Here is a 26943-nt window from a genome sequence, read left to right as displayed (position 1 = left end):
CATCATGTTCAAACTGACGCCCCTCACCGCCGCCATCCTGGTCATGATCAGTGCCCAGGCCATGGCCGACGACAGCCTGTCCACCCAGAGCCAGGTCGGTACTGCCAACATCGCCGATGTGAAGCAGACCCAGGCCCCGTTCAGCAGCGCCACCCAGACCCAACTGGGCCAGGGCAACGACGCCGCCGCCGTGCAAGACACCGCCAGCAGCGTCATCACCCAGGACGCGGTCGGCGACTACAACGCCGCCTATGCCGAACAACTTTACGAAGACAACGGCACCATCACCCAGCAACAGACCGGCGCCTTCAACACCACCCACGCCAGCCAGTCGCTGGGCTTCGGCGCCCCCAACACCGCCCTGCAACAGCAGCAAGGCACCGGCAACTTCTCGTTCGTCTACCAGGACTCGCAGAACGGCAGCGAAGGCAAGACCTTCCAGTTCGGCGACAGCAACGAAGCCAACATCGAGCAACTGTACGAAGGCAGCGGCAACAGCTCGGTGATCACCCAATACGGCACCGCCAACTACGGCACCGCCGAACAGGTCACCCACAACGGCGGGCAGATCGGCATCAACCAGGCCGGCGAAAACAACTACGCCTACGGCGACCAGCGCAACGGCACCGGCGGCAACATCACCATCAACCAGTTCGGCAACCTCAACGGCAGCGAGATCTGGCAGGACTCGCAACTGGCCAGCCAGGCCACCGTCAACCAGTACGGCGACAGCAACGAAACCGTGGTCGACCAGAGCTACGGCGAAAACAACACCGCCGCCGTCACCCAGGTCGGCAACACCAACGCCATCTACGCCGACCAATTCGAGTCGGTCAACTCGACCCTGGCGCTGTATCAAGTCGGCAACGGCAACGTGCACTACACCTACCAGAGCGGCGACGGCCACACACTCAACGCCACCTCCGTGGGCAACGACAACAAAGTCTACGCCAGCAACTGGAAAGGCCCGCAACACGGCGGCCAGTTCGGCAGCAACCAGCGTGCGACGATCAATCAGGCGGGTAACGGCAACATCGCCAGCTTCACCCAGGACGGCGTCGGCCACGTCATGACCACCCACCAGACCGGGACCGGCAACAAAACCACAGTCAGCCAGGCTGATTCCTACAACGAGCTGTACTTCGATCAGAACGGCAGCGACAACATCCTGATCTCCGATCAACGCGGCACCACCAACCTGGCCCAAGGCACCTCGAATGGCTCGGGCAACAGCACCGAATTCGACCAATCGGGCACCGGCAACCAGGCCTACACCGCGCAGCTGTATGGCAGCGACAACATGATCACCGTCAAACAGGCTGACACCATGAACGTCGCGTACGTGACCCAGGGGGGCACCGGGAACATTGCCAATGTGGATCAGAGCGGGATGACGCAGACCGCGAATATTCAGCAGTTCGGGTCGGCTAACCAGGCGACGGTTTTGCAGCAGTAAGTGTTGGAAAAAAAAAGCCGCGATCCCCTAGTGAGGGAATCGCGGCTTTTTTATGCCAGCAGGACGATTCAGCCTTCGCTGCTCTTTGTGATGCCGAACATCATTCCTGTGTAACGAGTAGTCGTCGCTGAGTAATGAAGGTCGCCTACCTTACGCTCGACACTTTTTTCAGAGTCGATTTTCGCGACGGACTCATTGAAAATCTCCATCACGATTTTTTTGTTCTCCTCCAACGAAACGTCGGGATTGAGAGCCTCAGTGGCCGCGAGCAGAACAGCCAACGGCTGTAGCAGATTCTCCTGCCCCATGGAAACGTTGATGATCACCATATCCACGTTGCCGTCATTCTTATCAATGGTCCCCATCATCGTCAGGTTTTGACTGAAAATATGGGAGAACGTATCAGTGGCCCCACCACCCTGGACGTCGAAATCCGCAGTCTTGAACTCCTCCTTGTATTGACCGATTGCGTCGTTGAACGCGTTATGGAACTCGTTGACTGTCAAACCCATGGAGTTCATTGAACGTGCGGTGTTGTTCTCGGCGCTAATGGCACTGGTCGTAGCTTCGACAGCAGCCACCGGCTCAAGATCTTCAGATTTTGGGTTGAGGTAATCAACCAGGGCAGAAGCAAGAAACATAAAACCCAACCCGCCCATGAATAAAGTCCATCGAGTCGGGACCTTGCCGGTCTTCTTGCTCTTGAAGACCGTCGGCGCAATCAAGCCAACCACCGCCACCACCAAAGACAGCAATCCAAACAACGACACCAACCCTATCAGTGCAACCACTAGCTCATTCCTTTTGTTTAGATTTACGACTTGAAACTGATGGCATTCTAACCTCACAGGTTTGGAGAAACACACGATTGCGTCCTACGGAAGATGGAGCGCTTTCAGAAATTCGGGGATTTTTCTGACGAGTTCTGGCGGTTGGCCGTCGGAAGTGCAGGCTCTAGGATTTGTCGGGACAACTTGATCCCCACGGAGCTTGGTCCACATGCAATTCATCCAGACAGCGACGACAGCGATACCGTTACCGAATAGACTTCCAGGCACCAAACCCGGAGGTTCCATGATCGACCCGTCTTTGATCGACCCACTGTGCCCGGTTGTTTCGGATCTTGGTCCTGAGGAACAGGCTGCGAGTTATGACCGTTGGTTTCGGGCCGAAGTACAGGCCTCTCTCGATGATCCGCGTCCGAATATTTCGCATGACCAGGTGATGGCTGAGATACATGCCTTGCTCAAGGCAAAAGACAATGGTTTCGAGGTCGATTGAGTGGAGGCCCGAAGCACGGGCCAAGCTAATGCTAATTATCGACTTCGTAACAGAAAGACATCCCAGAGCAGCCAGAGAGCTCGTCAGGGCGATTGCAAAAGCTGCATCCAACCTTCTGGAACATCCTAGCCTCTACCGAGCCGGTAGGATCTCCGGCACTCGAGAAGCTGTTGTACATTCGAGTTATCTGATCATCTGTCGGGTAACCGATCGAATAGAAATCGTGAACGTACTGCACACTCGTCAGGAGTATCCGCGAACTCGTTTTTTCTAATCCGTTGTTAACTCCGCCCCAAACAAAAACCGCGCGCCTGTCAGGGAGCGCGGTTTTTCTTGCTGCCGCTGCGAGAAGCCTCATTCCGTCTCATGCTTTCTTCGTTTTTCCTCCATCAGGGCCGACATTTCAGCCATCACCTACTCATTCGGAATGCTGGGTCGTGGGTCATCGATTGAAGCCTGTACGTTGGCAATCAACCAGCGGTCGTAGCTGGCGGCCTGCTCTTCGCTTTCGAAGTCTGAAATGACTGTGGAGATCAGGGAATCCATGGTGACTCCAATTTGAATGTGAAAAACGCGACCCCATTGCCGGGTCGCGTTTTTTATTGGGGACGGTGCTTGATCAGTCCTTCAGCTCGACGTGATCCAAGGCCTGATTTACGGCCAGCTCACTCAACATGAGGATCTGCGCGATACCCAGCGCAGTCTTGCGGTGGGCGGGGTCGAGACTGGCGGCGAAGTTGTTGAGCATTTCGCTGGCGGAGCCCAGGGACTCGCAGGCGTTGGCGAGCAGGGATTCGGTGTTATAAGCCGGGTTGGCGAGGTACATCGGGGCGGGTTCGTTGACGCTGCCCATGATGTGGGCGCCGGGGCAGAGGTAATGGTCCAGTGCGCGTTCGGCGGCTTCGTGGAATTTTTTCGAGTTGATTGAGGTGTATGGGGAGGTTGGGTCGATTTCGGGACTGGCTTGGGTTTCGGGTGGGTTGGGTGTTGGTTTCTTCATGATTTTTTACCCTGTATGACGGTTATAGCTGGCCCTATTCGGTTTCCAAGCGAATAGGTGGCAGCTGTACGCAGGCTGGAAACCCGGGACAGAGCAACCCGGCAGACACGAGGTCTCCTACGCACAGCCGCCATAACAAAGTGCACACCATGAAGGTGCGCAGGATACGTTATGAATGGCGCTTGTGCGCTCTGTTGTTACGCGGGTTTCCATGCCCGATCGCTGAATTGGCAGCGACCAAAACAGGCTAGAGCCCGCGCTTCCGACGGACAACCTGAAAACCTTGTGGGAAGGATCGTTAAAACAGACACAACTTTTAAACATTCGAGACTGGAACGCAGAGCGTGGGAACGATCAATCCAAGCGGAAGATCAAGAGCGCCCTCACTCTAGCCCTCTCCCGGAGGGAGAGGGGACTGACGGAGTTGTTTGGGAGAGGGACGCCGACGTGAAATACCGAGTTGCACTCGGGTTTTAAAAACACATACGTCTGCTCAAACCACCACCACCACCACCACCACCACCACCACCACCAACAACAACAACAACAACAACAAGAGCGACAGGAACAACATCAACAACTACCACGACAACCCGCGGCGAAGCCGCCCCACTCAACACGATGAGCGTTAGCTCAAGTACCGCTTTTGACGTGTCGGCCCCTTCGGCAGGCTGAGTGGAGGGATTTATCCGGGGGTTGGCGCGCAGCGCCGTTCGACGAAGTCGAACACATCGAGAGGAGGTGCAGCGAAGCAAACCGGAGGCGATGCCCCCGGATGAATCCCGGAGCGAAGGAACCCCGAGCCCCAGCGAGGGGCCGAACGCCGGGGCCCAGACCTTTGCTTCCTTTGGGGCGTTTGCCAAAGGGAGTCGCTGTAAGAGCGAAACCGCCAGTGGCAACACCAAAAAAAACGGATATACACACAACCCCAAAAGAACCTGGTCGGCCCTAAGGCCGCCACGTTCACTCCGACTCAGGATCCACCCTGTTCTGAGTCAAATACCGATTCAAAGTCTCATCCGCAGCAGGCGAAGAATTATCCCCGGCAACCTGCCACAACCGCCGCTCAATCCCCTGCGCCAGCAAATGCCCCACCGCCGCCTCGATCGCCGACAACACACACAACTGAGCCGGCTCATTGGTCGTATACCCCGCCTCAGCCTCAAGCAACTTCTTGAACTCGATAAACTTGAACACCCCGGCACTGCGCGCCACCGAGTAGATCGTCTTGCTGGTCATCACATTCGCCAGCACCTGCCCACTACGAACATCCACCGCCCGCAAGTTGACGGTCACCTGATCCACCCGGTACTCACGGGACAGATCAATCCCCAGATACCGCGCCCCTTCCCCGCCGCTACGTACGTTGGTGTCGTAAGCGATGATCCCGCCCTCGAGCATCATGTTCGCCGCCTGCAACGGCGGCAGCTCCGCCTGGATGTTCACCGGCGTATTCGGCTTCTTCTGCGACGCGCGAATGATCTTGCGTTCGGTCAGCAGGTTCTGCAGCCCTTCCCGCTCCAGCACCACAAACCAGCCGCTGGCCTGCAAGGCGTCCATCAACATCGACGCCGCGCCCTGGGTGACGCTGGTGGAAAACGAACTGGCCGGGGTCGGTTTGTACTGCCCGGTCTGGTCACGGAAGCCGTACACCACCGCCATCAAGCGGCCCTTGGGTCGCGGCATTTTCAGCAAGTCGTAGTAGGTCGAGGCCCTGGGGGTCAGGGTCGGAGTGTCGGTGTCCTGCTCGGCCGGCATCGGCTCGCGCAGACCACACCCTTGCAATGCCGCCAACATCAGCCCTAGCGCTATTATTTTTTTCATGTCCTGCACTCCCCGGAACCGTCATCCCGTCATGGGTTGAGGCCGTTCACCTGAATTTCCGAAACCTCACCGCTCGCTCGGTCGGTCACTTGAATGCTCAGTGCCCCGGAGTCGTCGATGACGTTGACGATGAAAGAGTCAGTGGACAGGCTCCCCGTATTGCCAGTGGAGATGTTGTCCAGCAGTTGCCCCAGCAGCCGCGACTGCAATTGGCTGGTGAAACGTTCGAGCGCCGAAGTGCCGGCCACAGTCGAACGTTTCTTCAAATCGGGATCGTCGAAATCGTTTTGCGCCTGGGCGTTGTTGAGCAGCCAGGTGCCGTTGAGCGGGTTGCCGCCGAACGACGGGTTGACCGGCGTGTAGACCAGTTCGGTGGCCTGGACGGTGGCAGCGCCGGCGAGCCCGATCAACAACCCCGGGATCCACAATCCGCGGTGCCGTGAGAACGTTGTCGTTTTCATAATTCGTCCTTCTCAAGGTCGGTGGTGTCCTGCAACAAGGCTTCCAGCTTGCGCCGGACCACCTCCAGTCGAACCGAGTCGGCGGCCTCGTAGGCCTCGTCCTTCAGTTCCACGGTGTTCGGCGGCAGGAAGCGCCGATACACCAGGCGTTGCTGATATTCCACGGTCACCAGGCTGCCCCAGCGCGCGTCGGGGCGCTCGCGCACCACCAGGTTGAAATCCATCGGGCTGGTGTCGCGCAGGCGTTCGCTGAACGAGTAGTAAAAGTCGTGGCCGATGTGCGAGATCGTGTCGTCGACGATGAAGCCCATCATTTCGTCTTCCTCGGCGGCGCACGCGCAGCACGCCACAACAGTGAGGATCAACGCGCACCACCACTGACGGCTCATGGCTGTAACGCCTGCGGCAGGGCCGACTGGCCTTTGACCGGGGTTCCGTTGCCAGGGCCGGTGCCATCGAGAAAGGCTTTTTCGGCGACGAACTGCCAGTCCGAATAACGCTGCATGCCTTCGAAATCCGACCATTGCGACGGGAAGTCCGCCTGCTTCAACGGCACCTCGGTGGACGGGCTGTTGATCCCGGTGATGCGCCCGTCGAAGCCCCGTTGCAGCGCCCATTCGCCGCCGCCAATCGGGTCCGGGTAGAGCTGGCGCAGGTGATGCCGTGGCTCAGGAAAACGTTCGTCCTGCAGCAGGTCAGCCAGGTCTTTCGGGTACTGCGCCAGCCCCGGCGAACTGCGGTAGTAGCTGCGCAGCGCCTGGGCGTATTGAGTGCCGACCCACAGCAGTTGCTTCTCGCGATCACGGCGCGAAACCGTCGACCACAACTCGCCCGCACTGGCCAGCCCCATGCCCATGATCACGATCAGGAACAGCACGCCCAGGTAGGTGAACCCGCCCTGCTCCGCGCGCTTACCACTCGGAATACTGGCTGCCATCACGCGCCCTCCCGGTAGCTCCGCTCTTGATGTCGGCCACGCCACCCGCCACGCCGTCCGGCGGCGCGATCAGCACCCACTGGTCTTTGCGCTCGGTGATCGGGTCCAGCGGCGCGTTGCGCAGGTAGCGCAGCTCAACCAATTGTTCGATGGAATCGGGATAGCGCCCGGTGTCGCCGTAGTAGTGATCCAGTGCCTCACGCATGGCCGACAGGCTCTGGCGCAGGGTGGTTTCCTTCGACGCTTCCAGGCTGTTGAAGTAGCGCGGCAGTGCGATGGTCATCAGGGTTGCGATGATCGCCATCACCACCATCAGCTCGAGCAAGGTAAAACCCTTTTGCCGGCCCATGAGATTCACCACTCGCGGTAAGCGATGCCGTTGAGGCCACGGCCCCTGGCGTGGGAGTAGACGTCAAACACGTCCTCGCCATCGCGCGGGTTCTGGGCCGAACTGTCGTAGGCCCGCAGGCCCCAACCGCCGTTGTCGTCACGTTTGGCCGGCACCAGCGGATCACGGGGTATCCGGCGCAGAAAGTAGAACTTGGCACCCTTGGCGCTGCGAACGTCGCGCACGCCTTCGACCAGCACTTTCAGGTTCGGCGGGTAGCCGCTGCTGTTCAGCGATTTCTCGATGTAGCCGGCATCGAAGGCACGCTTGTAGGCGTCGATGCCATCGCGAATCTGATACAGCGCGGTGCGCAGTTCCTGCTCTTTGCCACGCCGCACCAGGGTCTCGGTCAGCGGCGCGGCCATGCCGGCCAGCAGGCCGATCAGGGCCAGGGTCACCACGACTTCGATCAAGGTAAAACCACGCTGGGAGGCGTTCATGATCAAGGCTTCTCGACGGTTACACGGGTGGTTGCCACGGCGGCATCACCGATGGCGCGAGGCTGCGCGGCAGGCGTTGGCATCGCGTAGTTCTGCGAACGATCCGGCGCCTGGATATGCATGCTGGTTTCGGTGCCGGTGGGGAACTCCATGTCCGACGGGCTCTGGTACGGCAGATTGCGCACGATCCGTGGCGTGATCGACAGCACCAGCTCCGATTTGCTGACGTCGTCGCGGTTGCTGCCGAACAAGCGGCCCAGACCGGGAATGTCACCCAGGCCAGGAATCTTGTTACCGGTGCTGCCATGGTCGTTGCGCACCAGCCCGGCGAGGATCTGGGTTTCGCCATCGTGCAGGCGCAACGTGGTCTGGGCGTTGCGGGTGTCGACCTGGACCGGAATGGTGCCCTGGCGGGTCGGCTCCAGCGATGTGGCGTTGCTGACCTCCAGCGCGACCTTGATCGCCACTTCGTTGTTCAGGTGCACGGTCGGCTGCACTTCCAGCTTCAGACCGACATCGAGATAGGTCACGCTTTCAGTGATCACCGGGCCCTGGGTCGACGGCACCGAAGTGGCACTGATGATCGGCACGCGCTGACCGATGTGGATGCGCGCCTGTTCACGGTTGCTGACACGGATCACCGGACTGGCCAGGGTGTTGATATCCTTGTCGGCGGCGTTGATCTTGGCCTGGGGCGCCGGCGAAATGGAGATACGGCTGGAGTTGATGCCCTTCAGTTGATCGAGCACCGACGCCGGCTGACCATTGCTGTTGAGCACGCCGAAGGTGTTAGGCCACTGCAGCCCGAGGTCGAGAATGCGCTGGCGGGCGACCTCCATCACTTCCACTTCCAGCACCACTTCGGGGTTGGACTGGTCCTGGGATTGCAGGAGTTTTTCCGCCATGCGGATCGCGTCTTCGGTGTCGCGCATGGTCAGGGTGTTCAGGCGTTCGTCGACGAACACGTCGCGGGTCTTGAGCATGGTCTTGATCATGTTCAGCGCGGTGTTGGCGTCGATGCTGGTCAGGTAAAAAGTGCGCATCACCAGCTCTTGATAGTCCTTGAGCTTCTGAGGCGAGTCCGGGTAGATCAGCAAGGTGTTTTCGTTCACCACTTTCTGGTGCAACTGGTTCTGTTGCAGCAGCAGGGCCACTGCGTCTTCGATGCGCACGTCACGCACGAAGATCGTGGCTTTCATGTCCGGGCGCAGGTCTTTGTCGAAGATGAAATTCAACCCGGCGACCTGGGACAGCACTTCGAAAATGGTCTTGAGATTGGCGTCGCGAAATTCCAGGGTCACCGGGCGATCGAGCCGGGTGCGCAGTTGCGGGTACTGGACCACGTTGCGGCTCTGCACCAGGCGAATGTTGCCTTGCAGCTCGGCGGCGCCTTCGTTGGTCGGGTCGAGTTCGAGGATCTGTTTGACCTGACGGTCGGCGCCGTAGATGTCGCCCCGGCGCAGGTCGCCTCGGGCCAGTTCCAGCTTCTCGTCCATGCTGCGCAGGTAGTCGATCTGACGCAGTGCATCCTGGGCGCGGCGATTGTTCGGCTCGATGGTCAGCACCCGGGCGTAGGCAATGCGCGCCGAGGCGAAGTCCCGCCGCGAACGATCGGTGTCCGCCGCCGTCAGCAAGGCCGTGATGGCCTTGGCACGGCCCTGATTGAGCGCCAGATGCAGCTCGGTATCCCGTGGATTTTCCCGCAGGCCTTCTTCGATTCGGGCCAGGCCCGCCTCGTACTGACCCTGCTCGATCAGGTCGGCGGCCTCTTTGTTGGCAACCTGCGCGGAACTGCACGCGGCCAGCCCGGCGCACAGGCCAAGGCTCATCAGCAAACGGGAACGGTTCATTGCGTACTCCCCACAGACAAGGTCTGCGACAAATGCAGAGGCAGGTAGACCAGGCTCAGTTCCGCGTCGGAAATCGCCGCGATCTTCCAGGTGTCGTCGATCACATCCCCGTTGCGCACGACGTAGATTTTTTCGCCGTCCTGCAAAAACACTTGCAGGTCGCTGCGGTCATGCAGGCGGCCGACGAACTGGAACGGCACCGGTGGCAGGCTCGGGGCTTGCACCACCGGGGTCGGGTTGACGGGTTGTTCGGTGACGCTGGCCAGAGTCGGCGCTGCCTTCCAGGACTTGGCGGCAAACAGGTCGCCGGCCGGGCTCAGGTCCTTGATCGGCGCCGCACTCGCCTTGGCACTGCTGGCCGGCAAGGCGCCACGGGCGGTGGCTTTGGCCGGGGTCGTGACGGCGACATCAGTGGCATCGGCGTCGTCGCTCGGCGAAAAATACTCCGGCAACCAGGCCAGCGCCGCCGCCACGCCGAAGAACGCCACCCACCCGGTTACGCGCTTGGTGTTCATCACGACCTCGACAGGTAAAGGGTCATACGGATCCGCCCGGAGAGGTCGGTGTCGGCGATCTTCTTGCGTTGAAACTCGACGTCTTCCACCACCACCGCCGGCAACTGGCCGAGCAACGCGTGCAGGAACCGGCGCAGTTGCGGGTAGCTGCCGCGCACCGGCAAGAGGATCTGGTAGCGCGCCAGATGAGTCTTGGGATCGACGCCGAGCGCGTATTCGCCGCGCGCCAGGGTGATGTGCTCCTGCGCTGCCAACGCGTAGATGCGGTCGATGGCGACGGTGGCCTGCGGCTGGGCCGGCAGCTTGTTGCGAAAATCATCGAGCTGACGTTGCGGCACCACCGGCGGCGCGATGCTGCCGTCCTCGACCTTGGCCAGGTATTCGGTGGCTTCCTGGGTCTGCTGGCTGAGCTGTTGCAGCGATTGCCAGCCCGGCAGCAAACCACCGAGCGCCCAGGCGACGCTGATCAGCAGCAGCGCCAACCCGGCCAGACCTGGAACGCCAAGGCCCTGCAGGTATTCGTGGACGATCAGTCTAGGGATTCGCATCGCCCATCTCCCAGGTTGCCGACAGGTTGAATTGCACCGGTTGTTCCGGCGATTTGACGACGATTTCGTGGCTCAGCAGCGACACGTCGGACAACTCGTCGCTGGCCTCCAGGCGCTTGTGGAAATCCAGCATCGCCTGCAGATCCCGCGCCTCGGCGCTGATCCGCACCTGCCCTTTGCGTGCATCCGGGGTCAGGGTCAGCAGGGCGATGTCATCGCGCGGCATGCTTTCGAGCATGGCGAACAGGCGCTCCCAAGGGCGGCGCAGTTGCTGCGAGACCTTGCGCATTTCGGCGAGGTTCTGCGCCTGCTCGCGGGTTTCCGCCGGACTCAGGCTGGTCTTGGCACCGCTGTCGCCGGTGAGCTGGCGCTGGGTGTGCTGCAAGTGACCTTGCTGCTGTTGGGCCTGATCGCCGAGGTGCTGCTGCACGCCGAAGCACACCAGCGCGAGGAACACACCGCCGCCGAGCAGGCTCCAGCCCAGCGGGCCGGAACGTGGACGGGGCTGGAAGTCGAGATTCAGGGCGCGCATCTCAGGCCACCGCCCGGGACATGACGTACAAGGCGTCACGCACGGTCATCGAGTCGTCTTCGAGAGTGCGCAGGTGCACCCCCGCTACATCCGGCTGTGCATCGAGGCGCGCCGGGGCGTGCAGATAAACGTTGAACGCGCGTTCGCTGGTCGAGGCTTGCAGTTGCCGTTCGCGACCGATCAGCGCGTTCAATGCCGCATCACTGTCGCTGCCGCCCACCGAGCGCACCGACGCCCAGCGCCCTTCCCTTGCCAGCAGCAACACGCTGCGTTGTGGTTCGGCAACTACGAACAGGAAGTCGCCGGTATCGAGGCTTTTGTCGAAGTGGTTGAAGGCGCTCATCAGGTACGGCTGCACCGAACGCAGACGCAGCCCACGACCGCTGACCTGCGTGCGCAGGCGTTCGAGCAAGTCCTGCGGCAAGGCACTGGCGATCCGGTCGTGACCGGCCGGCTCGGCTGACAGCACCAGACTCCAGGGTTGAGTCGGTGCGCCAAACAGGTCTTCGAAACACAGCTGGGCAAAACCGCGCAGCTCTTCAGGGCTGCTGATCTGCTCGCTCCACGGCACCAGGCAGAAACGGCTGAAGTGCCCGGAGATCACCACGCTCAACTCCGAACCTGCGCGAGCGTGTTCGCCGAGCAGGCGGTCGAGGGTATCCAGCGCCACCGCGTAATTGTGGAAGCCTTCGTCGATGTAGCCGACGCTGCCCAGCCACAAGGTTTCGCTGCCCCGGCGCTGGCCGAGGCCGACACCGCTGGCGCCGAGCACGGCGATAAATTGATCACGCGATAAAAGTGACACGATTGATCTCCTCCAGCGTGGTCCGACCGTGCTCCACCAGCTCCAGCGCTGATTCGCGCAACAGGCGCAAACCACGGGAACAGGCCAGGGCCTTGATCCGGGTGATGGGTTGGCGCTCGACGATCATCTGCCGCAGTTCGTCGTCCAGGTGCAGCAGTTCGGCAATCGCGGTGCGCCCGCGATAACCGCTGCCCCGGCAGTGGCCGCAGCCCTTGCCGTGGACGAAGTGGTAATGGCCGACCTTGAGCGGGTCGAGGCCGGAGGCGCGCAGCTCTTCATCGCTCGGAGTGGCCGGTGCGCTGCAGTGGCTGCACACCAGGCGGATCAGGCGCTGGGCGAGAATCGCGTTGAGCGCCGAGACCAGGCTGTAGGGGTCGATTTCCATTTGGGTGAAACGACCAATTACGTCGAACACGTTGTTGGCGTGGATGGTGGTGAAGACGAGGTGCCCGGTGAGTGCCGATTGCACGGCGATCTGCGCGGTGTCCGGGTCGCGGATCTCGCCGACCATGATCTTGTCCGGGTCGTGGCGCAGGATCGAACGCAGGCCACGGGCGAAGGTCAGGCCCTTTTTCTCGTTCACCGGGATTTGCAGCACGCCCGGCAACTGATATTCCACCGGGTCTTCGATGGTGATGATCTTGTCCACGCCGTGGTTGATCTCGGTGATCATCGCGTACAGCGTGGTGGTCTTGCCGCTACCGGTGGGGCCGGTCACCAGCACCATACCGTAGGGTTCGGCGGCCAGGCGCCGCAGCTGGCGCAGGGTTTCGTCTTCAAAGCCCAGCGCCTGCAACTGCACGCCGCAGACCTTGTCGGCCAGGTCCTGTTTGTCGAGCACCCGCAGCACTGCGTCTTCGCCGAAGATGCTCGGCATGATCGACACCCGGAAGTCGATCTGCCGGCCGCTGATGCCGATCTTGAAGCGGCCGTCCTGGGGCACACGCTTTTCGCCGATGTCCAGCTCGGCCATGACCTTGACCCGGGAAATCACCTGTTCGGCGAACTCGCTGCCCTGGATCTTGCTGATGTTGTTGAGCACGCCGTCGATCCGGTACTTGATCACCAGACCATTGCCGGTGGTGCCGAGGTGGATGTCGCTGGCGTGCATCTTCAACGCGTCGTAGAGGGTCGAGTTGACCAGTTTCACCACCACGCTCGAGTCTTCGCTGATGCTGGTCAGCGACAGGCTTTGCAGGGTGTCGACCTCGCTGCCGGCATCAGCCTGGGCGTTGAGCGATTCGACGGCGTGGAAGCTTTCTTCGTGGCGGGCCAGGTAGGCCTTGAGGTCGTCGGCGTGCACCAGATACAGCGGCGCGCCGTGCAGACATTCGTCGATCCAGGCCAGACGCGCGGTATCGAAGGGGTCGGCGAACACGCCGATGACTTCATCGTTATGCCGCAGCAGGATGAATTCACGTTTGAGGCATTGCGCGAGGGTGACCCGGTCGAATACCGGCGTCGCTTGAAACAGCGTGTCGGTGTCGAGCACCGGGTAATGCAGGGTGGCGCCGAGGCTGGCAATGAACGGCATCGGCGCCAGTTCGCAAAGGACATTGAGGGCGTCGAGCACCCGTTCCCCGCAAGTGCCGGCCCGCGCCCGGGCCTGGGCCAGTTGTTCACTGGAGAAGCGTGTCGGGGCACACGCAGGCTGCAACGCATCGACGACAACGGACAGACGTTCCATGGCTTGCTCTCCAACACCCGGGGCTTGAGGCCCTGACGGCGCGGGAGGCGGGTTCGGCGAGTGCCGGAACGTCTATCGCGCCATTACTCCCCGGTGAGCATTTGATCGTCGTCCGGTGCCATGACCTCCGACCGGTTTCGTCGGCGGTCCGCCAGCACCCAACTGCCATCGTACAACTGCAACGGGAAGCTCTCGGTCCTGCTCTGGCGTCGTTCGACGAAGCCTTCGGATTGGCTCGCACCGGGTTTCGCTTCGCGCTGGATCCCCAGAAGGTCGCAGACAGCTCGGGCCAGTTCCGCCAAGGGAAACGGTTTGAACAGGATGTGACTGACCCCCAGTTGCCGCGCCCGCTCACAGACTTCAGCGGTCGGGTGACCCGTTATCAGCACGAAATGGCACGTCCTGTTCTGGCGGACCGCGTCGAGCACCTCGAACCCTTCCATATCGGGCAAGCGGTAATCGAACACCAGCACGTCGGGAGCGAAGGTCTCGGCCTGGCCGATTCCGTCTGCGCCGTCATGTGCAATCCGGACGTCCAGCCCTTGCGCCGACAGGTAATCCTGAAGGTTCTGTGCAAGCAGCAGTTCGTCTTCGACAACCAGTACTTTGTTAACCAAGGTGAACTCCTTGCAGCTACAAATCCGGCCTCTTCACATCAACTGCCCGAACCTGCTGGAGTGTGCCTCGCAAGAGGTAACGCACACTTCATGCCAGGCCGAGTGCCGGTCAATTTATGTCTTCATGTCCTTGAATTTGATGACAATGCCCGCTCGTCCCGGTACCCCGTTCCCCAGAAACGGGGAAGCACCTGAATGGGCATCGAAGCCATTCCCCACTATTGGGGGGGAACCTTCAATCGTCGTCAATTCGTTCGATCCTGTTCTGCGCCCGCAATTGCGCGAGCACCTGGCGACGAGCCAGGGCCTGTTGCTGTCGGGCACGCTGTACCCGGACTGTTGCAAGCCCCTGCACCTCTGGGACATCGGCTGCCTCCAAGTGGTTCGGCAAATAAATCAAATGCCAGCCGAATGGCGAGCGCACGGCATCGCTGGCGAACGTGGCGCCCTCGACCACGGAGGCGCGCATCTGCATCAAGCGTAGACGCGCCGCCGCGTCTGTGGCGGCATCGGCGTCCGGCGCCACCCGAACCAGCAGATGCCGTGCCTGCAAGGTGTTGGCGCGGATCAACGTGGCGAACATCTGCTGCGCCGCCAGTTCGCGACGGGTGTACCCAGTGAACGAGGCTTCGTCGAACCCCGCATCCTGCAAGCGCCGCAAGAAGTTATCGCGGCCGCCGATGGCCACGCGAATCTGCTCGACCTGTTGCTGCACTGCCTGATCGTCAATCTTCAGGCCACGTTTTTGCGCCTCCTGCCACAGCAATTCCTTGTCGATCAGCGTGTCCAGTGCGGCCTGACGCAGTTGTTTATAGGCTTTGGGACTGCGAATGCTCGCGACGGCGCGACCCCGCTCTTCCAGGTATTCGGCAAAAAACCGTTCCAGACGAAACCCGGAAATCACCTCGCCGTTGACCCGCGCCGCCACCGGTTCCGGATTGGCGAACGCCATCGGCAACCAGCACGCCAGCAGCCACAACACGCTTTTGAGCTTCATGATCAAGGCCTCCGTTCAGGGGCTCGCGAGAATCGGTTTGTAGGGCGCGACCAGATAGAAACGCTGATCGGGCAAATCCACGGTGACCACATGCGCCCCGCTCAGGCCCGATCGTCGTCCGGGGCCAAAGCTGAGGCGCGGGGTCAGGCCGGTGTCGAAGTCGTGCAGGCCTTCGAGGGCTGTCACCATTTTTTCGCGGCTGGCATCGCGCCCGGCCTGCTTCATGGCTTCGCTGAACAGCAGCATCGAGGCGTAGGCGCCGACTTGCAGCACCGCATGCTGCGCGCCAAGGCCCTGATGTTCGCGCAGCAGGGTCAGGGCCATGCGCCCGGCCTGGGTCCAGTCGCTCGGCACAAAGGGATAGGCCAGAAACACGCGCCGGGAATAGCCCTCGGGCACTTGCAGCAGGTCGCCCGCGACCTGACCCGAAGTCGCGAACAGGTACGGCACTTGCCCCGCCTGCTGCAGCCCCGCCGCCAACCGACTGAAACCGCTGCCGCTGCCCAGGTAAAACACTGAGCGTGAGCCCAGCGGCAAGGCATCTGTCGCCGGGTCGTAGGCCTGCATTCGGACATTTTTCCAGCCGTGATCCTGCAAGTATTGCCCCAGCGCCTGAGCGGCCTGCACCTGATTCGGGTCGTCGGGATAGGCGATCAGCGTCGGCCCTTGCAGCACTTTCAGGCTGGCGGTGGCGTAGTCGGCCAGGGCGATCAACTGCTCCCGCAATCCCGGCAGCGGTTCAAAGATCTGCGCACTGGCCTGCACCGAACCCATCAAGGACAACGGCCCGATCAGCGGCAGACCGGCCTGTTCCAGGCGCGGTGCCAATTCGTTGTCCAGCGCCGGAGCCAGCGGAGCAATCAGCGCAAAGACCTTTTCCTCGTCGATTAGCCGTTGCAGGGCCTGTTCGGCGCTGGCGCGATCCGGGCCGGGATCAACCACGGTCAGGCGCAACTGCCGGCCATGAATGCCACCGGCCTGATTGATCCGCGCCACGCTGCCGTTGAGCACCGCCGCGACGGTGGCGCCCTCCTCGGCCAGCGGCCCCTGGCTCGGCAGCAAGGTGCCCAGGTGCAAGGTCTGGTCATCGAGCCCCGGATCGCGATCATCGGCCAGGCGTTTGAGATAAGCGGTGAGGTTGCGCTGATCCTTCATCGACAGCAGAAAGCGCGGCATGCTCGGGTCGAGCCGATTGTTGCCGGGGTCACGCCCCTCCTGAATCACCCGCGCCAGGCTGTTTTCGGTGTACGCCGGGTAACTACGGCCATTGATCTGTTGCTGACCGTGGAGGCTGGTCAGCCGCGACCAGTTCAGCTCCGGCGGCCGCACCCCGCCTTCGGGCCTGCCGAGGCCGTCGGCGCCGTGGCAGTTGGCGCACGGCAGACTCGTGGCCGGCAGCAACACGTCCGCCGCGCCGACCCGCGCCATGATCGCCTCGCCGCTGGCCGACAGGCCTTCGCGGTACAGGCGCTTGCCGGCACTTTCTTCATCGGTCAGCGGCAACGCAGCCGCGCCGAGGCTGACGCCAGCGAGCAGGATCGGGACGAGGACGCGGCGCAGGCTCATGATGCGGACTCAGCGGCCGGCCACGGGCATTGTCAGCAGCTGCAAGCGCTGGGCAATGGCGGCGGCCGGGGCGTCGGGACGGATCTTGCTCCAGCGTTTGTTGGCGACATCGCCGACGATCAGCTGGGTCGAGTGCTGCTCCGGCGTCGGCACGATCTGGCCGATGCGACCGAGCACCAGATCCATCTGCGCCTTGTCGCCGGTAAGGAAAAGCCAGTGAGGGTCATCGGCGCCCTGCTTCAAGGTGTAAGCCTTGAGCACCGCCGGTGTGTCGCGCAGCGGATCACTGGTAAGGGAAATGAAAGTGACGCCTTCGGCCTTGTCGCCCAGCAGCTCGCGGACTTCCTTGAGCTTGCGGGTGATCAGCGGACAGGCGTCGTTGCAACTGGTGAAAATGACATTGAGCAGCACCACGCGATTTTGCAGGGCGTCGCTGTAGAAGCGTTGAGTATTGCCGTGCTGATCCAGCAACGGTGTGTCGGTGAACCAGGTTTTTGCGTCGTGGGTGCCTTTGGCCGGCGCGGCGGCAACCGTTGCCGGAGCCTCGGGGGCATGGCCTTCGTGGGCGAACGCCACGTTGCCGAGAATCAGGAAACAGATTGTCAGGGAGATCCAGTCGAGCATTCTCATGGCTGTTGCTCCATGGCAATCGCGGTGTGTCTGGCGTGGGTGCGCAGGCCGCTGAGTTTTTCCACTTCCTTGGCCAGCAACGCCGGGTCGGTGAAACCGTAATAGCGCATCCAGTGACGGCTGTTGCCGTCGCCGACGAGGATCAGCGGCTGATGATTCTTGAAGTCACCGCTGAAACTGCCCAGCCCCTTGAGGGTGGCGTTGATCGACTGCGGCGAACCGGTCAGCCAGCTCCAGCCCGGCCCGCGCTGGAAAGCGCGGGCGTAATCCTGCAGGCGTTTCGGGTCGTCGCGCTGCGGGTCGATACTGATCGACACCAGTTGCACTTCGCCGCCGACCCGCGAACCCAGCTGTTTCTGCACCTTGCCCATGATCGACGAGACCACCGGGCAGACCGTGGTGCAACTGGTGTAGATGAAGCTCATGACGACGATTTTGTTGTGCACCAGATCCTGTTCCAGGTGCACGGTCTTGCCGTTCTGGTCGAGCAGCGGCACGTCGGCAAATTTGACCTGGGTGTGTTCCTGAGTGCTGGCGGCCGGCGCCTTGTGCCCCGCGTGTTCATCCGCCGAGTGCGCCCGGGCCTGATGAATGCCGGCGGCCAGCAGACACAGGGTCAGCAGGCCGGATGATGCGAATCGGTTCATGGCGTTGTCCTCGTCACTGAGTCTGGCCGGGCAACACCCGGACACTGGCAAAGGTCTTGTCGTCGAAACCGGCGCCCAGCGATGCCGCGCGCACATGCAGGTACCAGGCGCCGCTGCGGTCGAGGGTCAGCGGGGCTTCGTACACACCGTCGGCGACTTCCAGCGCCGCCACTTCACGGGGCCGCGATGTCGGCGCGAGGAAGTAGCGCAACTGCACGTCTTTCACGCCGGTGCGCTGCACTTTCTGTTTGCCTTCGACGATGCGGAACCGCACCACGTACGGGTCGTTGAGCGCCACGGCGGTCTTGCCCGGCAGGAACTCGACTTTCGGCGGGCCGACGTGTTTTTCAGCCGCACCGTCGGACTCCACCTGGGCGCTGAAGCAATGAATGATGTTCGGCTGATTGAGCAGGAACGCCACGTCGAAACGCCCCGCCGCCGGCAGTTTCACCCGGGCGCTGTACAGCCCCGGCGACACCTCGCGCAGGCTGCGGTCGACCACCATGGCCGCACGCGCCACCTGCCCGCGATTGGGGTAACCGGACATCGGCGCGTTCATGCCTTCGGTGTAGAAATAGGTGGTGTTGTCCACCGGGTTGACCACGAACACCGCGTTGTCGTCGCGGGATACGGCGAGGCTCGACGCCAGCGGCAGATCCCCGGCCAGCCGTGGCGGCTGAGGCCCGGCTTCGAAGCCTTGAGTAATCGGCTGACGCCCTTCGCCAAGCGACGCCAGATTGATCATCGTGACCTTCGGCGACGCCAGCCCGCGCACGTAGGCATAGGCCTTGGTGAACACCACTTGATAGGGCTCGGCGGACACGTCCAGATCATGGATCGCTGCGTCGATGGCGGCGTCGATCACCGTGGCGCGATTTTCCAGGGTGTTGAGCACCATGCCGAAGCGGCCATCAGCGCTGAAACCCATCGGGCCGAGACCCTGTTGCAACTTGATCACCCGTCGCACGGCTCGGCTGTTGGCGTCGATCACCGTGACGGTGCCGTCCTTGCCGTCAGCCACGTACACCGCGCCGGACAGCGGCGAGTACGCCACAGACAGCGGACTGGAACCGGTTTTCACCTGTTGCAGCAGGCTCAGGCTGGCGATGTCGATGACACTCAACGTGCCGTCGTCGCGGTTGCTGACGAAGGCGAAGCGGCTGTCCTTGCTGAAGGTGATTTCGTGGTGGCCACGACCGGTCTCCAGATGCTTCAGTGGCTTGAGGCTTTGGGCATCAATCACGGTGACACCGGATTCTTCGGTCTTCGCCGCGTTGTTGCCGACCCACAGCAGACGTTCGTCCGGTTGCAGCGTGACTCGCACCGGTTGGCTGCCGGCGTCCACCGAGTCGAGCACCTTGAATTGTTCGCTGTCGATCACCGCCACTGCACCTGCTGCCGGCATCGACACGAACACCCGTTTATTGTCCCTGGGCGTGACCCAGTCCATCGGCGGTTGCTTGAGTTCGATCCGCGCCAGGGTGCTGGTGATGCCGCCGACCGACACCGAAGGATCGATCACCGAAACGCTGGCATCGCGGTTCATCACCAGCAGGAAGTAGCTGTTGAGATCGAGCAATGGCCGCGCGCCAATATTGGATTTGAGGAACGTCCCGACCCTGGATTTGCAGCTCTTGTCGCGGCCCTGGGCCTGGTCGGCGGCAACGGTTTCCGGATCGATCCACGCCCCCGGCGCCACCCCGGACAGCGGCTGGCCGGAGGCACCATCGGTGACGCGGAACTGCACGTCGGCGAACTCGCCTTCACGCAACTGACCGTCCTTGGCCAGCGGCTTCAGATTGAAGGCAATCGACACGCCGTCGCGGGCCAGCACCTGACCCGGCCCGGTCTGCGCCAGGGCAATCTCGCTCAGCGTGAGCAACGCCCCGGCCATCGCCAGCAGGCAGACGCCGATGATGTTGATGATCCTGTTCATGTCGCTCTCCCCTGCCAATACATCCTCGTGCGGCTACTGAGCAGGCGGTGCCGGCTCGGCCTCATTGGTCACCCGCAACAACCCCCACAACCCCGCCGTGTTGCCGAACGAGGCGTTGTCGCGGAACAGGTAGTCCCCCGCTATTGCGTTGGCCCCGCCGGCGCTCGGCAACATGAAGCTGAAGTGCGCCGCCGGCAGCACGCTCTCCCGGGCGCCGATGTACATCGACATCGGGTTGTAGCCGAACTTCACCGAACCCACGCCGGGGGTGTTCATCGGGTAACCGCCGACATCGCTTTTCTCCGACTGGAACGGATTGACCGACCACAGATGCCCGTCGAGCTGGAAGGTCGAGCCACGGCTGCCGCCGGTCGGCATCAACACATGGGTGCGGAACGGCTGACCCGGTCTGGCGTAGAACACCGGGGTCTGCGGATCGCCGCCGACCAGCGCGTTGCTGTAGGCCATGTGCGCGTTGGGCACGTCGCCGTAGCCATGGCCGTCGGCGCGACCGAACGGTGCGTCCGGCGCGAGACCAAAGCGGTACCACATCGGTTCGGCCTTGTAGTTGATGGCCATGCCGGCGTTGTCCTTCGGATCGTTCGGCACGCCCATGCCTTCGGAGGCGATGCCTTCCACTGGCCGGCCATTGGCCCAGCGCAGGTTCAGGGCGCGCTGCCAGACCATTGCGAAGTCGCGATAGGCCGTCTGCCCCGCCGCCGTCACCGTGGCGCTGACCTTGCGCACGTCATCCACCCAGGTCGCGCCGATCGGCAGAATGCTCATCGCCCCGCCCAGGCCTTTCTGCGGTTGTTTGATCACGTCCGCCGGGGTGAAGTTGAGGCCGCCGAACTCCACCGCCGTGGCGTTGATGTTGTCGACGTTGCGCCCCAGTTGGGTGATCGGTTTGCCTTCGCGCTCCAGATGCCCGGCGTAGTACTGATAGGTACGGGTCGGGTACGCACCGGTGCTGCCGGCGCGCGGTGGCACGGTCTGGATCGGGTTGGCGCCGACGTTCACGCCATCGGATTTGGTGATGTCATAGGCCAGCAATTGCGCGTGCAGCCCGACATGGCTGGACGGCCGCAGCAGGTTGTTGTTGAAGGTGGTCGAGCCGTCGCCACCGTTGCGATCACGTTTGACCAGACCTTGCAGGATTGCGGTCTGGGCCAGGTCCGGCATGACGCTCGGCAAGCGGTTTTCCAGAGTGATGTTGATGCAGTCGCCGGCAGCGGCGCGCAGTACCAGCGGCTCGACCGGGATACCGGGTTTGAGCTTGCCGGTGGCTGGATCGAGATCCGCCTTGCGCACGTACAGAATGGCGGTCGGGTCATGGATCGGCCCGCTCTGGCCGCCGATGGTGATGGTCTCGCCATCCTCGGGGTCGGTCACCGTCACCTGCGGAATGCTCACCGGCCGCGAGTTGAACACCAGCGTGCCGCCCGCTGGATTCAGCGCCCCGCCGACATGCTGGCCGAGCCCGGCCGAGTCACCGATGGTCAGCCCCAACGGGTTGCGCAGGATGTCATTGGCCAGCGCCGCGACGATTTCATAATTGCGCTGCACGGTGGGCCGGGTGCCGATGCCATTGGGATTGGCGCTGATCCGTGGGCAACTGCCTTCGAACGCCACGGTGTTGCGCATGCCGGTGGGTTTCGGGTTGTTCGGCAGCGCGAACAGGTCGTTGCGTTGCGCGGTGTAGTTGCGCATCACGCCCCAGATGCCGTTCCAGTAACCCTCGATCGAGGCGTCCATCGAGTACAGATAATCCCCGGTGGTCGCGGCCGAACTCGACAGCATCGACACCGGCGCGATGAAGCCCATCTGCTCGGAGATCCCGACCATCTGCGAGGCACGCCAGCCGGAGTTGGAACTGTTGCCGAACCCGGAACCGCTCTGCAGCCACTTCACGCCGTGCAGGGTGACGTTGTGTTCTTCCTCATGGCCGCCCGCATGCACCCGCAACCGCACGTTGTCGCCGGTGTAGGTGCGCAGCATCGGCGTGAACGGATCGCCCGGTTCGGCGCCGCCCTTGTTGATGTGCGGCGGGAACAGCGTGGTGCCACCGGTAGGCCCGGTGGCCGAGCTGATCTGGTTCGGCGCCAGGTTCAGCGCCGGGATGGCGCGGTCGGTTCGACTCTGCATGGCGTACGCCAGGTCACCGCCGAGGCCGTCGGCCTGCATGCCGCGCTTGCCGTCCGGGCCGACTCTGTTCGGGTCGAACACCCGCAGGCCCAGCGGTTCGTTACGGTAGTTGACGACAAACATGCCCGGGTCATCCACGGAAATCGCCTGCGGGCACGGCCGGCTCGGGCAGCCCGGTTTGATCCCGCCGCGCGCCTCGACCACCGCTTCCAGCAGGTTGCCGGCGTTGTTGCGCACCGGCGGGTTGATCGCAAAGCGGAAGCTGTCGGCCGTGGCCGGGAACGCTTGGGCATTCGGGATGCCGTTCGGGCCGGCGCCCACATACACCCCGGCTTCATAGGCGTGCTGGAAGTCGCTGTATTCGAGGAAGAACTCGCGGAAGCTGTCGTTCAAGCCGTCGCCGTCGAGGTCGCCGGTGTTGATCACCGCTTGCCACGACGTCGGCCCGCCGTCCTGCCGGGCGCCGCTGTACAGAGGCTCGCCGGTTTCGGCGTGGAACCAGGTGGACCCGGCCGGTTCAGCCAACACGGTGGCGTAGAGGCCGATCTGTTGGTGCGTCGATGGACCGAGGTGGTCGTGGGTGAAGATCGTGCCGAGGCCGCGATCCACGCCTTTGCTGTTGATCACCGGATCGACGAACCAGCGCTGCATCGCCGTGCGCGCGCCCATCCAGTCGCTGCGTCCGTACTGGCCGAAAAACGGATGCGCCTTGGCTTTCGGGCAGGCCGGAGTGCCGTCGCGCGGATCGGTGCCGGCGCACTGGTTGAACTCGCGAATCGCGTGCACGCGTTCCTGCACGGCGCCGGGGGAAAGCACACCGTCCTCGTAGTTCCAGCCGTTGGAGGAACCGTCGGCCGCCGTCAGGTCCCACTTCGGCAGGTGAATATGCTGGCCGATCACGTCGGTCGGGGTGCGCACCTGATAGTCGTCCATCTCGTAGACGGCCGGCACCAGGTTGGTTTGCTGGTATTGCACGCAGTCGAAGGTGTTCATGCGCATCACCAGCGGCTCCGGCGGACGCTGCTTGGTGATCACCGGCCAGGCGTCTTCCCACAGCGCCAGAATCCGGGCTTGCGGGAAGTGATAACCGACCTTGTTGTACACCGCGTCGAACTGGATGTTTGCGGCTTTGTAGACCCGTGGCCGGTCGGCGGTGAAGGCCGAGGCGCCGACGAAGGACATGCCATCAACGCGCTCGCCGCTGTTGAATTCACCGCTGCCGGCGCTGCTGGTCAGGCGTTTTTGCCGGTCGTCCATGCACGGTTCGTAATACGGCGCGCCGGCAATCGGCAGAGCGCCGTTGGTGCGGAAAGCCTTGGCCACAATTTGATTGCCGGGCAACAAGGCAAAACTGGGGTGATCTTTCTTCGCGTGGAAGGCCATCGCTGCCTGTTCGACTTCGGTGCCCTCTTCCGGCAGGTAGATCGGTTTGGCGCGAGTGACTGCCTTGGAGAAATCCAGCGACGTGGTCACGGTGTGCGCTTCACCGCCGGCGGATTTGCCGTCCAGGGCATGGCGTGGCAAGCCGCCGTCCCAGCCGCCGGATTGCAACGGATCAAGGTTGGCCCACAGTGCCTTGCCGCTGGCTTTGAGCGATTGCGCGGTCGCTGCGTCGAGCATGTCCAGCGGTGGGGTCGGTGGGCGTTGCCCGACTGAACTTTCCATGCCGCCGATCCAGAACGGATAGCCGGGGTTCTTCAGGCTGCCATCGGCGTTGCGGTTGGCTTCGCTGCGATCCACCAGCGCCAGCGAACCCACAGCCTGACCGCCAGCGTTGCCGCCATGGTGATCGTCGTCGCCCTCTTCTTCCTCATCGTCGTCATCGTGGCCGGCGACCATCGTTTCGCCGATTTTCGGCACGACAACAACTTTGCCGGGCATCGGCGCCATGGCTTTGCCCGGCAGCGGCACCACCGCCGGAATGGGCGTACCGGCAATGATTTCGCCATCGGGCAAGGCGCGGGCGCCGGCGGCCGGTTTGCCGCTGCGCAGTGCATAGGGTTCGCTGTGGAAACCATCGGCACCTTGCTCGGATACCTCCAGCCGGGTGCCCTCTTCAAACACATCGTGCACCCGCCACATGGCCCACATGCCCTGAGCAAAATGCGGATAGAAATGGCAATGGTAGATCGCATCGCCGGCCACCCGGTTGCGGTTGCCCGAGCCGCCATTGGCGATTTCATAGGTGTAGCCGGCGCCCGGGCCGATGCCTTGGGCGTCGACGTAATCGGAGTTGTCATCGTTGGGGTTGAACAGCCACTGATGGCCGTGCAAGTGGAAGATATGGTGTTCGTAACCGTTGTGGGTGTTGCGGAATTTGACGAAGTCACCGATGTAGCTGTGGGCGACGTTCGACGGCTCCGACGGATACAGCGCCATCGTCGCCTTGACGCCGACCTGATCGGCGCGTGGGGTCTGGCCGGGGGCGATGTTCTCAAGCCCGGTGTTGGCCGGCACGTCCACCAGCATCGCCACGTCGCCGACGGTGTGGGAGCTGAGGAAGAATTCTTCGTAGGCGCAGGACAGGCAATCGTGCATCGGCCCCACGCCCAGACGGTTGGCAATCACTTCGGCGCCCATGCCGCCAGCGCCGTAGTTGATCATGAACGAGTCGCGGGTCGGCTCCAGCACGTGGCCCATGACCGGGTCGGCAAAGTACGCGGGGAACGCCTGGGTGACGGCGGTTTCGTCCTGGAACTGCGCGGCGAAATCGCGGAACGGTTCGAGCCGGTTGGGCAGCGCCGGGTTGCGTTTGCCCACCGATTCCAGCGGATAGGTGATCGACGGAAAGCTGCCGTCGGGGTTGCTGCCCATGACAATGGCGTCGCTTTCGCTGGAGATGATTTCATTGCCGTCAACCATGCTGATGATCGGCGAGCCGGCCTTGCCTTCGCGCAGCCACGGCTCGCGCTGCGGGTAGCGGGCCTGGTAATCGACGATGGGGTGTCCGGCGGGGGTGCGGCCCGTGCTGGCCAGGCGCATTTCTTCTTCGGTGAGGGTGTTGCGGTAAGTGCGGCCGCCCTTGGGCACGACCACCACTTGGGCAAACAGGCCATTGGCATTGTTGCCGGCCGCGCCCTCCCCGCCGAACGTCGCGCCCCGGCTGCTGACATCGAACGCCCCTTCGCGCTCGGCGTACAACAAATAGGAACGGCTGGCGCCGGGGGCGACCAGACTGTTGGCGTTGCGCCCGGTGAACGAGGCGATGTCGTCGATGCTGTTCACCGCTTGCAGGCCGTTGACCTGGAAGCCGACATGCCGGTCGGCGACTTGCTCGTCGGCCTTGAACGCTTCGCCGATGTTGGCGTTTTCCGCTTCGCCCTCAGGCTCGGCGTGATGATTGGGGTTGGCCTGATACGCCAGCAGGTTTTGCAGGTTGATGGTCAGGCAATCCCCCGCTGCCACACGCAGCACCAGCGGCCGTGGACGCTTGTCCGGGCGCAGCGACACTTTGCCCGGCACCGCCGAACCGCCCTGGGCCAGCGACCGGTCATGGTCATCGACCACGTCGCGACGCAAGGCGAACATCATGCCGTTGACGTTCTGCGCGCCGAGGCGGTTGAACATCAGCGGCTGATCGAAGGCCACGACGTTGGCCACCAGATTGCGTTCGCAGCGCACGGCGGCGCTGGCCAGTTCGACGCTGAGCATCGAGGCCAGCAACAGCAGCCAGTTCAACAGGGACGGTGCGTGGTGAATGCCAACCATGATCGGAAACCTCGTAGTGGGTGCTCACAGGGAATGATTCTCGACAAACCCGCTGGAGCAATCCGCATGCCACAAAAAATCATGTTTCTGTTCAATCAGTTACAGAAATCATTTGAGAGTCCGGGGGATATTCCCCACCCGATTCCCCGTTTTTCCGACCCGGCGAATTTGCCCCGAAAGTGGGGAAAACCGGGTTGAAGGATTACAACGGCGCGTCCGCCGCCAGCCCCTGCAAACGCCGGTACTGGCGCAGGACGCTGGGCACATAACGCTGGGTTTCGGCGAACGGCGGGATCACCCGGCCACGGCTGAGCACCGCGTCGGGGCCGGCGTTGTAGGCCGCCACGGCCAGGGCGATGTCATTGTCGAACAGGGTCATCAGGCGCTTCAGATACCGCGCCCCGCCCTGGATGTTGGCGCGGGGGTCGTAGACGTCGGTCACCCCCAGTTCCCGGGCGGTGTCGGGCATCAGTTGCATCAGCCCGCCGGCGCCTTTGGCCGAGGTGGCGCCGGGGTTGTAGTTCGACTCGGCGTTGATCACCGCGTGCAACAGCGCTTCGGGCAAGTGATTGGCTGCAGCGGCAGCCGACACCAGCTCGGCGTAAGGCTGATTGGCGATCAACTGCGGTTGTCGGTCGAGGCTGACCACGGGCATTTGCGCCTCGTGAATCACCCGTTCGTAGGTGCGTCCGGGGCGGTGAACGTTGGACAGCACGTAGCTGCCCTTGGCGTCCACGGAGACAAACACATCGGCTTCGGCAATGCCGGTCAGCAGCATGCAGCCAAGCAGTCCTGCGCAGATTGGATTGAGCATTGGGCCTCCCCTGACAGGCCCGGAAAATTGGGGGAAATGCCCCACTGACCTGTCGTGAATCAGCCGTACGCAAGCACTGTGCCGACTCTCGAAAGCCCCGTACTTCAAGGGCTTCAGCCCTCAGACGGAATTTATAGAGGGCTGAGTATGGCAATTGCA

25 protein-coding genes and 1 pseudogene are annotated in these 26943 nt (G+C 62.6%); 3 read left to right on the top strand and 23 right to left on the bottom strand.

Annotated elements, in window-relative coordinates; translation table 11 throughout:
• The first annotated feature begins 4 nt into the window (after positions 1-4).
• Positions 5-1456, top strand: coding sequence for a curlin (locus CAG02_RS26390; protein WP_085712086.1), 1452 nt, complete (start codon positions 5-7; stop codon positions 1454-1456).
• 68 nt (positions 1457-1524) lie between these two features.
• Here the strand turns inward: CAG02_RS26390 and CAG02_RS26385 are convergent, their stop codons facing one another.
• Entirely contained in the window at positions 1525-2247 is a 723-nt protein-coding gene (locus CAG02_RS26385; RefSeq protein WP_085712085.1) for a hypothetical protein, read from the bottom strand.
• 283 nt (positions 2248-2530) lie between these two features.
• Here CAG02_RS26385 and CAG02_RS26380 point away from each other — a divergent pair, with 283 nt between their 5' ends.
• Positions 2531-2737, top strand: coding sequence for an antitoxin (locus tag CAG02_RS26380; RefSeq protein ID WP_085712084.1), 207 nt, complete (start codon positions 2531-2533; stop codon positions 2735-2737).
• Complete coding sequence (locus CAG02_RS26375; protein ID WP_371856517.1) at positions 2694-3011, top strand: type II toxin-antitoxin system RelE/ParE family toxin; 318 nt, start codon at positions 2694-2696, stop codon at positions 3009-3011. Before CAG02_RS26380 ends, CAG02_RS26375 begins: the two co-directional genes overlap by 44 nt.
• 143 nt (positions 3012-3154) lie before the next feature.
• Here the strand turns inward: CAG02_RS26375 and CAG02_RS30105 are convergent.
• From CAG02_RS30105 to CAG02_RS26270, 22 genes and pseudogenes are all read right to left on the bottom strand, one after another.
• A pseudogene (locus CAG02_RS30105) lies at positions 3155-3283 on the bottom strand (antitoxin); the annotation flags it as partial.
• 73 nt (positions 3284-3356) lie between these two features.
• On the bottom strand, positions 3357-3737 hold the full coding sequence (locus CAG02_RS26370) for a DUF6124 family protein (protein WP_085712082.1): 381 nt from the start codon (positions 3735-3737) through the stop codon (positions 3357-3359).
• A gap of 963 nt (positions 3738-4700) precedes the next feature.
• On the bottom strand, positions 4701-5561 hold the full coding sequence (locus CAG02_RS26365) for a CsgG/HfaB family protein (RefSeq protein WP_085712081.1): 861 nt from the start codon (positions 5559-5561) through the stop codon (positions 4701-4703).
• A 29-nt stretch (positions 5562-5590) separates the two neighbouring features.
• A complete protein-coding gene (locus CAG02_RS26360; protein WP_085712080.1) occupies positions 5591-6022 on the bottom strand; it encodes a curli assembly protein CsgF in 432 nt (143 codons plus the stop codon).
• Positions 6019-6411, bottom strand: coding sequence for a curli production assembly/transport protein CsgE (gene csgE, locus CAG02_RS26355; RefSeq protein WP_085712079.1), 393 nt, complete (start codon positions 6409-6411; stop codon positions 6019-6021). Before csgE ends, CAG02_RS26360 begins: the two co-directional genes overlap by 4 nt.
• Positions 6408-6959: a type II secretion system protein gene (locus tag CAG02_RS26350; RefSeq protein WP_085712078.1), complete on the bottom strand. Its 552-nt coding sequence runs from the start codon at positions 6957-6959 to the stop codon at positions 6408-6410. Before CAG02_RS26350 ends, csgE begins: the two co-directional genes overlap by 4 nt.
• Entirely contained in the window at positions 6934-7308 is a 375-nt protein-coding gene (locus CAG02_RS26345) for a type II secretion system protein (RefSeq protein ID WP_085712077.1), read from the bottom strand. Before CAG02_RS26345 ends, CAG02_RS26350 begins: the two co-directional genes overlap by 26 nt.
• Positions 7309-7313: 5 nt before the next feature.
• Complete coding sequence (locus CAG02_RS26340; RefSeq protein WP_085712076.1) at positions 7314-7787, bottom strand: type II secretion system protein; 474 nt, start codon at positions 7785-7787, stop codon at positions 7314-7316.
• A gap of 2 nt (positions 7788-7789) precedes the next feature.
• On the bottom strand, positions 7790-9637 hold the full coding sequence (locus CAG02_RS26335) for a secretin N-terminal domain-containing protein (protein WP_085712075.1): 1848 nt from the start codon (positions 9635-9637) through the stop codon (positions 7790-7792).
• Positions 9634-10152, bottom strand: a complete 519-nt coding sequence (locus CAG02_RS26330) for a hypothetical protein (RefSeq protein WP_085712074.1) — start codon at positions 10150-10152, stop codon at positions 9634-9636. Before CAG02_RS26330 ends, CAG02_RS26335 begins: the two co-directional genes overlap by 4 nt.
• Positions 10152-10700: a GspMb/PilO family protein gene (locus CAG02_RS26325; protein WP_085712073.1), complete on the bottom strand. Its 549-nt coding sequence runs from the start codon at positions 10698-10700 to the stop codon at positions 10152-10154. The genes CAG02_RS26330 and CAG02_RS26325 overlap by 1 nt, the downstream gene beginning before the upstream one ends.
• A complete protein-coding gene (locus CAG02_RS26320; RefSeq protein ID WP_085712072.1) occupies positions 10687-11232 on the bottom strand; it encodes a PilN domain-containing protein in 546 nt (181 codons plus the stop codon). The genes CAG02_RS26325 and CAG02_RS26320 overlap by 14 nt, the downstream gene beginning before the upstream one ends.
• A gap of 1 nt (position 11233) precedes the next feature.
• Positions 11234-12037 carry a hypothetical protein gene (locus CAG02_RS26315; RefSeq protein WP_085712071.1) on the bottom strand — a complete coding sequence of 268 codons (804 nt, stop codon included), beginning with the start codon at positions 12035-12037 and terminating at the stop codon, positions 11234-11236.
• The gene (locus CAG02_RS26310) at positions 12018-13724 is read right to left on the bottom strand and encodes a GspE/PulE family protein (RefSeq protein WP_085712070.1); all 1707 of its coding nucleotides are present in this window, start codon (positions 13722-13724) and stop codon (positions 12018-12020) included. The genes CAG02_RS26315 and CAG02_RS26310 overlap by 20 nt, the downstream gene beginning before the upstream one ends.
• Before the next feature lie 83 nt (positions 13725-13807).
• A complete protein-coding gene (locus tag CAG02_RS26305; protein ID WP_085712069.1) occupies positions 13808-14341 on the bottom strand; it encodes a response regulator in 534 nt (177 codons plus the stop codon).
• A gap of 235 nt (positions 14342-14576) precedes the next feature.
• Entirely contained in the window at positions 14577-15338 is a 762-nt protein-coding gene (locus CAG02_RS26300) for a SurA N-terminal domain-containing protein (protein WP_085712068.1), read from the bottom strand.
• A 15-nt stretch (positions 15339-15353) separates the two neighbouring features.
• Positions 15354-16904: an ABC transporter substrate-binding protein gene (locus tag CAG02_RS26295; protein ID WP_085712067.1), complete on the bottom strand. Its 1551-nt coding sequence runs from the start codon at positions 16902-16904 to the stop codon at positions 15354-15356.
• A gap of 9 nt (positions 16905-16913) precedes the next feature.
• A complete protein-coding gene (locus tag CAG02_RS26290; protein ID WP_085712066.1) occupies positions 16914-17534 on the bottom strand; it encodes an SCO family protein in 621 nt (206 codons plus the stop codon).
• Positions 17531-18181, bottom strand: coding sequence for an SCO family protein (locus CAG02_RS26285; protein WP_085712065.1), 651 nt, complete (start codon positions 18179-18181; stop codon positions 17531-17533). The genes CAG02_RS26290 and CAG02_RS26285 overlap by 4 nt, the downstream gene beginning before the upstream one ends.
• A 13-nt stretch (positions 18182-18194) precedes the next feature.
• A complete protein-coding gene (locus CAG02_RS26280) occupies positions 18195-20117 on the bottom strand; it encodes a cytochrome D1 domain-containing protein (RefSeq protein ID WP_085712064.1) in 1923 nt (640 codons plus the stop codon).
• A gap of 33 nt (positions 20118-20150) precedes the next feature.
• Positions 20151-25970 (bottom strand): manganese-oxidizing multicopper oxidase MnxG, encoded by a 5820-nt coding sequence (mnxG, locus tag CAG02_RS26275; protein WP_085712063.1) that lies wholly within the window; start codon positions 25968-25970, stop codon positions 20151-20153.
• Positions 25971-26172: 202 nt separating this feature from the next.
• Entirely contained in the window at positions 26173-26784 is a 612-nt protein-coding gene (locus CAG02_RS26270) for a lytic transglycosylase domain-containing protein (RefSeq protein WP_085712062.1), read from the bottom strand.
• Between the last annotated feature and the right edge of the window lie 159 nt (positions 26785-26943).

This window comes from Pseudomonas sp. R43(2017) (genome assembly GCF_002112345.1).
Classification (GTDB): Bacteria; Pseudomonadota; Gammaproteobacteria; order Pseudomonadales; family Pseudomonadaceae; genus Aquipseudomonas; species Aquipseudomonas kribbensis.
The sequence above is the reverse complement of the archived record's forward strand: the minus strand, read 5'-3'. Positions and strand labels throughout refer to the sequence as shown.